This window comes from Marinobacter salexigens (genome assembly GCF_018860765.1).
GTDB lineage: Bacteria > Pseudomonadota > Gammaproteobacteria > Pseudomonadales > Oleiphilaceae > Marinobacter > Marinobacter salexigens_A.
The window spans coordinates 240458-254614 of record NZ_JAHKPV010000021.1 but is presented as its reverse complement, the minus strand read 5'-3'; the positions used below and the strand labels follow the sequence as shown (position 1 = coordinate 254614).

General features: G+C 52.9%; 11 protein-coding genes. 10 read left to right on the top strand and 1 reads right to left on the bottom strand.

The window, feature by feature from the left end; genetic code table 11:
• Positions 1-78 precede the first annotated feature (78 nt).
• On the top strand, positions 79-495 hold the full coding sequence (locus KO508_RS14795; protein ID WP_216009075.1) for a helix-turn-helix domain-containing protein: 417 nt from the start codon (positions 79-81) through the stop codon (positions 493-495).
• 24 nt (positions 496-519) lie between these two features.
• On the opposite strand, the gene galU is transcribed toward KO508_RS14795, so the two are convergent.
• Positions 520-1359: a UTP--glucose-1-phosphate uridylyltransferase GalU gene (galU, locus tag KO508_RS14790; RefSeq protein ID WP_216009074.1), complete on the bottom strand. Its 840-nt coding sequence runs from the start codon at positions 1357-1359 to the stop codon at positions 520-522.
• 408 nt (positions 1360-1767) lie between these two features.
• On the opposite strand from galU, the gene KO508_RS14785 reads away from it, so the two are divergent.
• From KO508_RS14785 to acnD, 9 genes are all read left to right on the top strand, one after another.
• A complete protein-coding gene (locus KO508_RS14785; protein WP_216009073.1) occupies positions 1768-2856 on the top strand; it encodes a ShlB/FhaC/HecB family hemolysin secretion/activation protein in 1089 nt (362 codons plus the stop codon).
• A gap of 116 nt (positions 2857-2972) precedes the next feature.
• A complete protein-coding gene (locus KO508_RS14780) occupies positions 2973-4526 on the top strand; it encodes a glucan biosynthesis protein G (protein ID WP_216009072.1) in 1554 nt (517 codons plus the stop codon).
• 34 nt (positions 4527-4560) lie between these two features.
• Positions 4561-4875 (top strand): hypothetical protein, encoded by a 315-nt coding sequence (locus KO508_RS14775; protein ID WP_216009071.1) that lies wholly within the window; start codon positions 4561-4563, stop codon positions 4873-4875.
• The gene (gene mdoH / locus KO508_RS14770; RefSeq protein ID WP_354668042.1) at positions 4868-6973 is read left to right on the top strand and encodes a glucans biosynthesis glucosyltransferase MdoH; all 2106 of its coding nucleotides are present in this window, start codon (positions 4868-4870) and stop codon (positions 6971-6973) included. The genes KO508_RS14775 and mdoH overlap by 8 nt, the downstream gene beginning before the upstream one ends.
• Before the next feature lie 70 nt (positions 6974-7043).
• Entirely contained in the window at positions 7044-8618 is a 1575-nt protein-coding gene (locus KO508_RS14765) for a glucan biosynthesis protein (RefSeq protein ID WP_216009070.1), read from the top strand.
• 119 nt (positions 8619-8737) lie between these two features.
• Positions 8738-9418: a GntR family transcriptional regulator gene (locus KO508_RS14760; RefSeq protein WP_216009069.1), complete on the top strand. Its 681-nt coding sequence runs from the start codon at positions 8738-8740 to the stop codon at positions 9416-9418.
• 47 nt (positions 9419-9465) lie between these two features.
• Positions 9466-10353: a methylisocitrate lyase gene (prpB, locus tag KO508_RS14755; RefSeq protein WP_216009068.1), complete on the top strand. Its 888-nt coding sequence runs from the start codon at positions 9466-9468 to the stop codon at positions 10351-10353.
• 25 nt (positions 10354-10378) lie between these two features.
• The gene (gene prpC / locus KO508_RS14750; RefSeq protein ID WP_216009067.1) at positions 10379-11509 is read left to right on the top strand and encodes a bifunctional 2-methylcitrate synthase/citrate synthase; all 1131 of its coding nucleotides are present in this window, start codon (positions 10379-10381) and stop codon (positions 11507-11509) included.
• A 24-nt stretch (positions 11510-11533) separates the two neighbouring features.
• Positions 11534-14146, top strand: a complete 2613-nt coding sequence (acnD, locus tag KO508_RS14745) for a Fe/S-dependent 2-methylisocitrate dehydratase AcnD (protein WP_216009066.1) — start codon at positions 11534-11536, stop codon at positions 14144-14146.
• Positions 14147-14157 lie beyond the last annotated feature (11 nt).

Genomic DNA, 14157 nt, shown 5'->3' with positions numbered 1-14157 from the left:
GATTGTGCATAAAGCTATATGTACGCTACATTTCCAGATTAACTCACTTTTTCTGGCAATCTTGCAGAGGCGAATATCATGCGTTACCTGCAGACTTTCAACCGCCGGTTGCGGCAGATGCGCGAGGCGGGGCGCTTATCCTGCCAGGACGTGGCCGAAATCTGCGGTGTGGAAGAGGCGCAGGTTATAAGCTGGGAAGCTTCGGATGGGAGGCAGCGTACCTATCCGGATATATCAGCACTGCTGGATTTCTGTATAAAAACGGAAACGCCACTGGAAGAATTGTTGGATTTGGCTGAGCCGGGAACGTTTGGTCAATTCGAATTGCCGGGCTTGGCCTTCAGCAACAGCGACGATCTTTCTTCAGCATTGGACGAGTTGGATCAGGAGATAAGCCGTGTTCAGCTATCCGATGAAGAGGCAAAGCTATTACGCCGGTTCCGCAAAACAACGGCAGAGAACCGGCGCTTGATACTGCAAATTCTCGGCGGTTGAGTATTAAGCCGCCCGGTGTGCAACTTACTTTTGTTTTTTGTAGATGTTCTCGTACACGTAGTTGGTGGCTTCTACAAAACCGTCAATGCTGCCACAGTCAAAGCGTTGGCCTTTGAACTGGTAAGCCAGCACGCAGCCGTTTTTAGCCTGTTCCAGAAGTGCATCGGTAATTTGAATTTCGCCGTTTTTGCCCGCTGGCGTACGTTCCAGAATATCGAAAATATCCGGGGTGAGAATATAGCGGCCAATGATCGCCAGATTGCTCGGAGCATCTTCCGGTGCTGGCTTTTCAATCATATCCGTAATGCGATATAAGCCGTCCTTCATCGACTCACCGGCAATCACACCGTATTTGTGAGTTTCGTCTTCAGGCACTTCCTCGATGGCAACAATGGAGCACCGGAACTGGTTATACAGCTTCACCATTTGTGCCAGAACCCCGTCTTCGCCTTCAGCGGGCCCAATGCAAAAGTCATCTGCCAGAACCACCGCAAAAGGGTTGTCACCAATCAGGTTGCGGCCGCTTAGAATGGCGTGCCCAAGGCCTTTCATTTCAACCTGACGGGTAAATGCGAAGGTGTTGTGATCAATCAGTTCACGGATAGAGGTCAGTAAACCCTCTTTGCCAGAACCCGCAATTTGATGTTCCAATTCGTAGCTCATATCGAAATGATCTTCGATAGCCCGCTTACCCCGACCCGTAACAAACCCGAACTCATGAATGCCTGCTTCGGCTGCCTCTTCAACGCCGTATTGAACCAGCGGCTTATTTACAATCGGCAGAATTTCCTTAGGCATCGCTTTGGTCGCTGGCAGAAAGCGAGTGCCGTAGCCTGCGACGGGGAATAGGCATTTTTTGATCATTACATTCGTCCTTTAAGTCTGGATTCTAAGCCGGCCAGACCGTTCTGTAGTCCAGCGGATTCCATGGAATATGCCGAGTTTATCAAGTTCTTCGCATCAGTGGAGAGGACAACCGACATTCACTAGGTTTTGTAATCTACTCTTTAAACTGGTTTTTTCTGTTGAGATGTATTTATTAACTAATGCAGTTTCTCTAAATGTCGTTATAACCTACTGTTTTCAAGAACATTAAAATTGTAACTTTTGGAAGTTTTCTATGGTGTATTCAGCGTTCTTTTTTTAAGGTAGCGAGGCGATTCCTAAAGGAATCGTCATTCTGATTTTTACTACAGAGAGGCTTTCGTGAGACTGACCCTGTTAACGGCTATAATTTTGGGTTTTGTTGCCGGGTCGGCTTCAGCGAACAGCATGGAGTCTCGGACTGAGTCTCCTTTGTGGGATTTATACCCGTCCGACCTTCTTCAATCCGTCACCCAGTATGTTGCTTCCCATCTTGAATTTTCCGGCAACTCTAGCCAAACCAGTGACAGGGCATATGGTCGGCTTAATGTAACTAGCAACAATCTGATCTGGTCTCAGCATGTCCTAGGCCTTGATTTTAGCGATTCAGTCGCACGTGAGGGCAGTGCCGAATCTACAACACTGGCGCTGCGTTACTCCTTTCCACTGGCGGGTGGCGAATTCCGTGTTGATCTTGAAAATCGGGACTATTCCGGCGCCGTCAATGGTTCAGGGCAGCGTTACGACGCGCGTGGGGAGCGACGTAACCTTAAACTGACAGGCAAGCGTTCGGTCTGGTCATGGCAAGGGATTGAGTTGGGCAGTATATTTTCTCATGCCAGTGGCAAGCGTAGCGCCTTTGAAGACGCTGCATGGGTTGAGGATTCGTCTCACACGCTTTCTAGCTTCGGGTTTCAAGGCAGCGCTTCACGCGAGCTGATCGGTGGCGTTTATGCCACCACATCATTGACGGCTATTGGTGGGTTGGATTCAGAAGAGACGGTCGGAGCCGCTGGTTACAGTAGTGATGCGGATGGCTTCCATAAACTTGCTGTGGCCGCGTCCTTAAGCCGTGAAGTCTTGAGTTGGAATTTGGGGCTTAGCGGGCGCTATCAGTTTGCTCCGGAAGATTTGCCTTCTTCCGAGTATCTAGTTGTAGCAGGCCCCAGTTTGATGCGCGGGTTCAATGGCCAGTCTGTGCGAGTTATTGAAGGTGGCTTACTGCAAATGAATGCACGTAGCCCGGGTTTTCATTGGCCGTTTGCTTCTGAGCTTAACTCGTCTATAACGCTTTCTCTGTTACAAGGTTGGGCGCCTTATTCTGCGGAACAGTCTGACCGTTTCGGAAGCACTAGCACGGGTGAAATCTCGTTTCAGCTGTATTCCAGAGACTTTCGCGCGGATTTAAGCGTTGGGCAAATGCTTAACGCCTCCAACGTAGCTCTGCTAATGCCCACCAGTCCTGACCTCTCTTTTTCCATTTCAGTCGGCATTTAATCGCCCGTTCACCTCTCGTTTAGAGGGTTTTTACTGCGCCCCTTACCAAGATGTCACTTGAGGCCGGTCATGTAGCAGATGTTACATTTAGAAACTGGCTTTCAAGGAACTCTCCTATGACTGGATCACGGCTGATAGTGTTTTTATCGTCCTGCGCAATATTGGTGGCACTGTCTGGCCCAGCTCAGGCCTTTGAATTCAAAGATGTTGTGGAAAAAGCCAAAGCATTGGCCGAGGAAGCTTACGAACCCCCAATCACGGCGCCCGATTTTCTTGTAAATCTCGGTTACTCAGACTACCAATCTATTCGGTTTAAACCAGAGCACAGCCTCTGGCGCTCTGGCAAATCACGCTTTCAGGTAATGATGATCCCGCAAGGCAGCTTCTACTCCCATGCCATCAAGCTGAATGCGATTGATAGCGAAGGTGTGCACGCTATTAGCTTCGACAAAGCCCAGTTCGACTACCCCAACCCGGAATTGGCAAAGCGTATTCCGGCCGATCTCGGCTATGCCGGGTTCAAGTTGACCTACCCTTTGTCTGATAAGGGCGAACAAAACCAGTTTTTGGTGTTTGGTGGTGCCAGTTATTTTCGTGGCGTGGGAGCAGGTCAGAATTTTGGGCTGTCTGGGCGAGGTGTGGCTGTTGATACCGGGCTTCCCTCGGGAGAGGAATTTCCTGCGTTCACAGAGTTTTGGATGGAACGTCCCAAGGCAAATAGCGATGTGATGGTGGTTTACGGCCTGCTTGATGGACCTAGTCTTACTGGCGCATATCGCTTCGAAATCCAGCCGGGTAAAAGCACGGAAATGGACGTTACCGCAAAACTGTTCTTCCGGGATGATATTGAGCAACTGGGGCAGGCGCCACTGACTTCGATGTTTTTCTATGGAGACAATACGTTACGCCCACGAGGGGAGTGGCGGCCACAGGTTCATGACTCCAACGGCTTGCTGATAAATGACGGCAAAACTGGCGAATGGCTCTGGCGTCCTTTGATTAACCCAGCTGACCTGCAATTGAGTTATCACCATGTAGAAGATCTTGAGGGCTTTGGTCTGATGCAGCGTGACCGTCAGTTTAGTGATTTCCAAGATAACGAAGCCCGTTACGATCGTCGCCCAAGCATGTGGGTAAAGCCTGCTGGCAAAAGCCGTGAAGGCTGGGGGAAAGGTGAGGTCGTGCTTGTTGAGATTCCTTCGGGTGCAGAGTCGAACGACAATATTGTTGCTTTTTTCAAGCCAGCGGAAAGATCGAAAACCGGCGAAAGTCGTCGCCTGCAATACTCGGTAGCGTTTGGCGGGCCAGACATCACGGCGCAGCCAAACGCCCGCGCCGTGGGCACTTTTGTTGGCTCAGAAACAGAAAAAGATGACTCTGGTGACGTCATGCGGCTGATTGTTGATTTCAAAGGTGGTGACCTTTCTGGGCTTCGCCCGGATGCGGCTGTTGTCAGTCAGGTTAGCGGCGGTGAGGGTGTCGAGGTAATTGAGCACTTTGTTGAGTACATTGAAGCCAGCGACGTGTGGCGCTTGTCGATACTCGCAAAGCCGCCCGCAGAGAAACTGCTTACATTGAGAGGCATCCTGACTATGGATGGCAAGTCGATGACCGAAACCTGGACATACGTGTTGGGGCCGAAAACCGATCTCCGGGGAAATTCTCGGTAGGTAGTCAGTAACCGGAACGAGCAGGGAGAGTAATGTGCAAGATATTTCCTTCCAGCATGTATTTAGCCGAGTGTATAGCTACCTTTGCGAGGCTGGAGTTGAAATGACCAGTGAACGCTGCAGGCAGTTGCTTCAATTGATTGACGATGCAGTCGCCGAGGTAGGCGCAAGCCCTGATCAAAATTCGACTAACGGCAAGCTCCCGGATTCCCGCAGCGTGGCTGGCCACCACCTGTTAGATAACGCTATGAACAGGCTTCCGGAGTACTTCACTCTACCTAAAGCAAACATCCCCACGCCTGCGCCTTCTCTGTGTAGAGGTAGCATCGGATACCATCGCCGTGGATAAAACCGAACCGCAAATTTCTGTGAAGCGTCGGTGGCGTGTGGTCGCGAATCTTCGGCGGGCTGTTTTGATGCTGTTTGTGTTCGGCCAAACCGGCATTGCCAGTTATTACCTGCTTTGGGTGCTGCCTTATCACGGCGGTACGGCATTGGAAATAGGGATGCTGGTGTTGTTCGCTATTCTCTATGCGTGGATTGCAGTGGGGTTTTGGACAGCCGTGTTCGGGTTTGTGGTTCGGCTTATGGGGGGCGATCGACACTCCATACTAAAACGGCACTCAGAAACGGATTTGCAGCACACGCCGCTGGCGAAAACTGCTGTTCTGCTGCCCATTTATCACGAGCCGGTGCACTGGACGCTTAGTGGGCTGAAGGCTGTATACCGAGATATTGAGCGCACCGGCCAGATCGAACACTTTGAGTTCTACATACTTTCAGATAGCCGTGACCCTGACGTGTGGCTTGAAGAGCAGGTGGCATGGAGCAATCTGGCGAAAGAGCTGGGAGGTGAGGGCCGGATTTTCTATCGTCGACGGCCAGTGAATCTCAACTACAAAAGCGGCAATGTTGCCGACTTTCTTCGTCGCTGGGGTAAGCGTTGCACGTACATGGTGGTGCTAGACGCAGACAGCCTGATGACGGGAAGCACCATCGTTCGTATGGTGCGGTTAATGCAGAGAGAGCCCGGTGTCGGTATTCTGCAAACCAACCCCAACATCATCAACGGTCAGTCTCTGTTTGCTCGGATTCAGCAGTTCGCTAATCGCTTTTACTCAACTCTATTTGCCACTGGGCTCGCAGCGATTCAAATGGGCGACGCCGCATTCTGGGGTCATAACGCTATTCTTCGTATCGAACCCTTTATGAAGCACTGTGGGCTGCGCAAACTGCCAGGGTTTGGGATTTTCGGTGGGCCCATCATGAGCCATGATTTTGTTGAAGCTGCCTACATGGGGCGTGCGGGCTATGAAGTTTGGCTGGAGCCCGGTTTGGGTGGCAGCTACGAAGAATCGCCGCCTACTCTGGCAGATGAACTCGCTCGTGATAGCCGTTGGGCCAAGGGCAATCTACAGCATTTGTGGGTCATGCTGCGGGAGCCGGGCTTGCGCTTTGCCCACCGAATGGCCTTTCTCAATGGCATCATGGCTTATGTAGCATCACCTTTGTGGCTCGGCTTTTTGATACTTACCACCATTGCTGCCGCCAACATGACCTTATCGCCCATCGAGTACTTTCCCGATGGCCATCAAGGGCTGTTTCCTCTGTGGCCAGAGTGGCGGCCAGAGTGGGCGCTTGGGCTAGCCCTCAGTACCTTGGCGCTGCTGTTCTTTCCCAAATTCCTGGCCATTATCGACGCTGTCATTCATCGGTTCACTAAAGACTTTGGTGGTCTGTTTCGGTTGTTTTGCAGCGTTATGCTGGAGATTGTCATCTCCGTGCTCTTAGCGCCAGTGCGCATGTGGGCCCATAGCCGTTACGTGGTGTCAGCATTATTAAATGTATCTCTACAGTGGGCGGGACAGAACCGCACAGAGGAAACAAGTTGGAAAGAAGCTTTGATCACCCAGATGCCGGGCATGGTTCTGGGTGCCGGTTGGTCCGCCTTTGCTTGGAGCTTGGATACCATGTTTTTCCTCTGGTCCTTGCCCGTTGCCTTACCCTTGATTCTGGCCGCACCTACCGCCGTGTACCTAAGCCGAAACTCGCTCGGTCAGGCTCTGAGAAAACGCCGCATGCTTCTTATACCGGAGGAAAACGCGCCCATGGCGTTGCTTGAAGACGCAGTCCGGTACCGCTCCAGAGAGTTTTCACACTCAACCCTTACACCTCTTGAGCAAGCGGTGCTGAAGCTTGACTACAATCGCCTGCATCAGGCGTTGGCGTGGAACCATCGCAGAGGTTCCCGTAAGGCTGAGCTGGACTCCTGCGTGGCACGTTGTCTAGAACACGGGCCGGAGGCGCTTTCACGCTCCGAAATGAGCCAAGTCGCCAGAGACCGGGAATCTTTGCAAACGCTACATGAAGGTGCTTGGCGGGCCTCGCCTGATAGCTTTTGGGGGCGCTCCATAGCTCGGCTTAGCGCGCAAACGAAAGAAACTTAGCTTTATAGCCTAAAACTGCCTGCTTCCTTTATGGGAGCTGACGGAGCGCTTTAGAAGGGGGAGGGAAGAGATGGATCGCAGAACGCTAATGAAAACCTTAATCGCCGGGCTTGGTGCCAGTGCACTGCCGCTGGCACCCTTGGTGTGGGCGGAGCAGTCGAGCAGCAATGACAAGCACTTTAGTTATGCCTGGTTAAAAGGCCATGCTCGCGAACTTGCCAAGCGCCCATACATCAATCATGAAGGTGAATTGCCTCAAAGCCTTAAAGAGCTGTCCTGGGACGATTATCAGGCCATCCGGTTTCGCAAAGACCATGCGCTTTGGGCCGATAGTGATTCTGCTTTTCAAGCGCAATTATTTCATCTAGGTCTGTACTTTCAATCCCCGGTCACCCTTCACGAAGTCGTGGATGGAAAAGCCACTACGCTGCGGTACAACCCCGAGTATTTTGATTACGAAGGCGAGCAGCCACTAGGCGACCTACCGGGTAATCTCGGTTACGCAGGGTTTCGCTTGCACTATAAAACCGATTTCTCACGTGATCTTGCGGCCTTTCTCGGCGCCAGTTACTTCCGTGCAGTGGGAGCCGAAATGCAATACGGCATGTCTGCCCGTGGGCTCGCCATTGATACGGCCATTAATGGCGGGGAGGAGTTTCCCCGGTTCAGCGCTTATTGGCTGGAAAAGCCACAACCCGGTAGCCATGTAATGCGAGTGTGGGGCCTGCTCGATTCGCCCAGCACAACGGGGGCTTATGCGTTTGTTCTTGACCCCGGAAAAAACATGGTAATGGATGTCGATGTTGCTCTTTACCCGCGTTCCGAAATGAAAAGAGCAGGCATAGCTCCTTTGACCAGCATGTATCAGGTTGGTGAAAACAACCGGCGCATGGGTTACGACTGGCGCCCGGAAATTCACGATTCTGACGGATTGGCAATACTTTCAGGAAGTGGTGAGTGGTTGTGGCGACCCCTTGAGAACCCGGCCCATCTGCGTTTTAACAGCTTTAGTGATAACAACCCTCAGGGGTTTGGCCTGCTACAGCGCGACCGCAACTTCGATCACTATCAAGACGATGGCGTATTCTACGAACGTCGTCCCAGTGTTTGGGTGCAGCCAAAAGGCCAGTGGGGTAAGGGTAGTATCGATTTGGTGGAAATCCCTACGGTTGATGAAACCTTCGACAACATTGTGGCGTTTTGGCATCCGGATGAGCCCCTAAAACCAAATCAGGAATATCTGTTCGCCTACCGATTACATTGGGGTGAGCGTGCGCCGGTGCTACCACGAGAACTAGCTACGGTAGAGGCAACCCGCACAGGGTTGGGCGGGGTGATTGGTCAGAAACGAGAGTACTTCTCCTGGCGTTTCGCCGTAGATTTTGCTGGGGGGATGCTAACGATGCTTGGTAATGACACCGAGGTGGAACCGGTTATAACGGTCAGCCGCGGGGAGGTAGAAATAACCTCGGCGCGGCCATTGTCTGCAATCAACGGCTATAGGGCGATGTTTGATCTGGTCCCTGACGATTCTGAGGAGCCTATCAACGTTCGTATGTATCTGCGTCTGGGCGAGGAACCTCTTACTGAAACCTGGGTATACCAGTACACACCGCCACCAGCCTCTGAGCGCAAGCTCTACTGATAAATCATTGATCAGTGACGAATGATCCGGGATTGTTAACAATGCGACTCAGGTATTGTTGACAATATACGTTGTTCAGCGTAGATTTCGACCACCTCAGCTAATATTGTTGACAAAACATGTCGGAACTCGCTTCACAAACCTATACCCGCGCCGATGAGGCCTTCGATTGTCTGCAAACAGCAATCGTCAAAGGGGACCTTGCTCCGGGTGACAAAATCGGTGAGCTGGACCTGTGTTCCCGCTTCGAGTTAACGCGTGGCCCACTTCGAGAGGCCCTTGGCCGCCTCGAATCCCGCGGGCTGCTAGTCCGCCGCCCCCATGCCGGTGTAAAGGTTGTTTCCGTCAGCGCTTCAGAGCTCGTTGAGCTTTATCGTATAAGGGAAGTCATGGAAGGTCTGGCGGCTCGTCAGGCTGCCGAACGCATGACCGATCAGGAAATTGCCGACCTTCAAGCCACTCTGAATACCCACGAAGCCATGATCGACGAAGCCCGCGGTCAGGCCTATTATCAGGCTGAGGGTGATTACGATTTCCACCATCGCATTGCTACTGGTAGCCGGAACACAAAACTGGCCCAGATGCTTCTTGGCGACCTCTATTACATGGTGCGCATGTACCGCTACCGGCTAAGTACCTCCGCCGGTCGCCCCCACCTTGCTCTCGGGGAGCACAGGCGTATTGTTGAAGCCATTGCCCAACGTGATGGGGAGCTCGCAGAATTTCTTATGAAAAGACACATCAACGCAGCGCGCAAAAATATTGAAAAGAAGATTGAAGAAGGTCTTTTAACTATTTGAATTAATTAGCTAATCAAACGAAATATATCTAAAGAGAGGGAAATAATATGTCCAGCAAGCTCTCCCCAGGCGCACGTTTTCGTAAGGCCCTGAACGACAACAAGCCCCTGCAAATTGTAGGAACCATCAATGCCTACGCCGCCATGATGGCGGAGAAAGTCGGCCACCAGGCCATCTATCTTTCAGGCGGTGGTGTGGCGAATGCCTCCTACGGCCTGCCAGATCTGGGCATGACCAGCATGAACGATGTAGTGGAAGATGTGCGCCGCATTACCGCTGCCACCAACCTGCCGCTGCTCGTGGACATTGATACCGGCTGGGGTGGGGCATTCAACATTTCCCGCACCATTAAAGAAATGGAGCGCGCGGGCGCTGCTGCGGTTCACATAGAAGATCAGGTGGCACAGAAGCGTTGTGGACACCGTCCGAACAAGGAAATTGTTTCCAAAGAAGAAATGGTTGATCGTATCAAAGCGGCCGCAGACGCTCGCGAAGACAAAGACTTTTTCATCATGGCCCGCACAGACGCCTTCCAGAAAGAAGGTCTGGAAGCGGCCATTGATCGCGCCAAAGCCTGCATTGAAGCCGGTGCTGATGGTATTTTTGCGGAAGCCGTTACTGAGCTTGAGCACTACAAAGCCTTCTCTGAAGCTCTGGGTGACGTTCCACTGCTTGCCAACATTACCGAGTTTGGTGCAACACCGCTTTATAACCGTAAGGAACTGGGCGAATCTGGTGCCAGCATGGTGCTGTACCCGTTGAGTGCCTTCCGTGCCATGAACAAAGCTGCGGTCACCGTGTACGAGAATATTCTCGAGAAGGGCGACCAGAAAGATGTAGTTGATCTTATGCAGACCCGTATGGAACTTTACGATTTCCTGAACTATCACGACTTCGAGCAAAAGCTGGATCAATTGTTCCAGCAGTCCAAATAATTAAATAATTATAGGAGAGTGACCCATGGCAGAAGCAAAGAAACTTGGTGGCGCTGGCCTGCGCGGACAGGTCGCAGGTGAAACGGCATTGTGCACCGTTGGTAAAACTGGCACAGGTCTGACCTATCGCGGTTACGATGTGAGCGATCTGGCGGACAACGCCCAGTTTGAAGAAGTGGCTTACCTGCTGTTGCGCGGCAAGCTTCCAAACCAACAGGAACTGGATGCCTACAAGGCAAAACTCCAGGGATTGCGCGGGCTGCCCGATGCCTTGAAGACCGTTCTTGAGCAGATTCCCAAAGACGCTCACCCCATGGATGTGATGCGTACCGGCTGTTCCATGTTGGGCAACCTAGAAACCGAACTGGATTTCAGCGAACAGGATGACAAGATCGACCGGCTGCTAGCCGCCTTCCCGGGTATCATTACCTACTGGTACCGCTTTGTGCACGACGGCGTGCGCATTGATACCGAAGGTTCCTGCGACTCTATCGGTGGTCACTTCCTTGAGTTGTTGCACGGCAAAAAGCCAAGCGAGCTGCATGAACGGGTGATGAACGTATCCCTGATTCTGTACGCCGAGCACGAGTTCAATGCCTCTACTTTCACCGCACGCGTTTGCGCATCAACCTTGTCTGATATTCACAGCTGCGTAACCGGCGCGATCGGCACGCTTCGCGGCCCATTGCATGGCGGCGCCAACGAAGCAGCCATGGAGCTGATCCAGAAGTTCCAGAGCGCTGAAGAAGCGGAAGAAGGCTTGATGGGTATGCTGGCGCGCAAAGAAAAGATCATGGGCTTTGGTCACGCGATCTACAGCGAATCCGATCCGCGCAATGTGATCATCAAAAAGTGGTCTGAAAAGTTGGCTAACGAAGTGGGCGACACAGTTCTGTACCCGGTGTCCGTGCGCTGCGAAGAAGTTATGTGGCGTGAGAAGAAACTGTTCTGTAATGCCGACTTTTTCCATGCGTCGACTTACCACTTCATGGGCATCCCGACGGAGCTGTTTACGCCAATTTTCGTTATGTCCCGCGTATCCGGCTGGACTGCCCACGTGAAAGAGCAGCGTGCCAACAACCGTATTATCCGTCCAAGCGCCGATTACACAGGTCCGGATCACGCCGAATGGCTGCCGATCGACAAGCGCGCTTAAACAATAAGGGATACGAGTCTTCTGATGAATACAAATTATCGCAAACCACTTCCGGGCACGGATTTGGATTATTTCGACACCCGTCAGGCTGTTGAAGATATCCAGACCGGCGCTTATGACAAGCTTCCGTACACCTCCAGGATTCTGGCTGAACAGCTTGTTCGCCGCTGCGATCCGGATGCGTTGACGGATTCCCTGAAACAGCTCATCGAACGCAAGCGCGATCTCGATTTTCCCTGGTATCCGGCCCGTGTAGTTTGCCACGATATCCTTGGCCAGACGGCTCTGGTGGATCTGGCTGGACTGCGTGATGCCATTGCCGAGAAGGGCGGTGATCCTGCCAAGGTGAACCCGGTAGTTCCCACGCAATTGATTGTGGATCACTCGCTGGCGGTTGAGCACGCTGGCTTCGAGAAAGACGCGTTCGAAAAGAACCGTGAAATCGAAGACCGTCGAAACGACGACCGCTTCCACTTCATCAACTGGACCAAAACTGCGTTCAAGAACGTGGACGTGATCCCGCCGGGTAACGGCATCATGCACCAGATTAACCTGGAGAAGATGTCTCCGGTAGTGCAGGCCCGCGCCGATGGGGAAGGCAAAAAGGTCGCTTTCCCGGATACCTGTGTAGGTACCGACAGCCACACGCCAATGGTAGACGCCCTGGGTGTTATCTCCGTGGGCGTTGGTGGCCTGGAAGCCGAGAGCGTGATGCTTGGCCGTGCTTCCATGATGCGCTTGCCGAATATTGTGGGTGTCGAGCTCTCTGGTAAATTGCAGCCAGGCATCACCAGTACCGATATGGTGCTTGCTCTGACTGAGTTCCTGCGTAAGGAACGTGTTGTTGGTGCCTATCTGGAGTTCTACGGTGAAGGCGCAGACAGCCTGACCGTGGGTGACCGCGCCACCATCTCCAACATGACGCCGGAATACGGCGCCACAGCAGCCATGTTTTACATCGATGGCCAGACTATTGACTACCTGAAGCTTACGGGCCGTGAAGATGAGCAAGTGGCTCTGGTAGAGCAATACGCGAAAGAAACCGGTCTCTGGGCCGACGCCCTTAAGACCGCCGAGTACGAGCGAGTTCTGAAATTTGATTTGTCTTCGGTCAGCCGCACACTGGCCGGCCCATCCAACCCTCACGCCCACCTGCCGACCTCCGAGCTAGCAGAGCGTGGCATTGCAGGCGAGTGGGAACTGGAAGAAGGCAAAATGCCGGATGGGGCCGTTATTATCGCAGCCATCACCAGTTGTACGAATACCAGCAACCCGCGCAACATGGTGGCTGCAGGCCTGATCGCCCGTAACGCCAACAGGTTGGGCCTGACCCGCAAGCCCTGGGTTAAGTCTTCCCTGGCACCGGGTTCCAAGACCGTCAAAATGTATCTGGAAGACGCCGAACTGCTGCCCGAGCTGGAAAATCTCGGCTTTGGTGTGGTGGCCTTCGCCTGCACCACCTGTAACGGCATGAGTGGTGCGCTGGATCCGGTGATTCAGAAGGAAGTTGTAGACCGCGACTTGTATGCAACGGCAGTGCTTTCCGGTAACCGTAACTTCGACGGTCGGATTCACCCATTTGCCAAACAAGCGTTCCTCGCATCTCCACCCTTGGTTGTGGCTTATGCCATTGCGGGCACCATCCGCTTCGATATCGAAAAAGATGCGCTAGGTTACGATAAAGACGGAAACCCGGTCACTCTGAAAGACATCTGGCCGGATGACGCGGAAATCGACGCCATCGTGAAAAAGTCGGTGAAGCCGGAACAGTTCCGCAGCACCTACATTCCGATGTTCGACATTACCCGCGATGCTCAAGCCAACTCCAACCCGCTTTACGACTGGCGCAAGATGAGTACCTACATCCGCCGCCCGCCATACTGGGAAGGTGGCATGGTTGGCGAGAAGACACTCAAGGGTATGCGCCCGCTGGCGGTGTTGCCAGACAACATCACCACGGATCACCTGTCGCCGTCCAATGCCATCATGATGGACAGTGCTGCCGGTGAATATTTGCACAAGATGGGCGTACCAGAAGTTGATTTCAACTCCTACGCAACTCACCGTGGCGACCACCTGACCGCGCAGCGCGCAACCTTTGCCAATCCCAAACTGTTCAACGAAATGGTTCTGGACGAAAACGGTAATGTGAAGCAGGGCTCTTACGCGCGTATCGAGCCGGAGGGGAAGGTCACCCGCATGTGGGAAGCCATTGAAACCTACATGGATCGCAAGCAACCGCTGATCATTATTGCCGGTGCTGACTATGGCCAGGGCTCTTCTCGTGACTGGGCGGCCAAAGGCGTCGCTCTGGCGGGTGTTGAAGCGATTGTGGCAGAAGGGTTCGAGCGCATTCACCGTACTAACCTTGTGGGTATGGGCGTGATGCCCCTGCAGTTCGAAGAAGGCACTACGCGCAAAACCCTCGATATTGAAGGTACGGAAACCTTTGATGTGGAAGGCACGCCGGCGCCCGGCGCCAAGCTGACGCTGGTTATCCATCGCAAGAACGACAGCACCGAACGGGTGCCTGTAACCTGCCGACTGGATACCGCAGAAGAGTTGTCCATCTACTCAGCTGGCGGTGTGTTGCAGCGTTTCGCCCAGGACTTTCTGGAATCGGAAGGCGCAGCGTAATAAACGGCGCT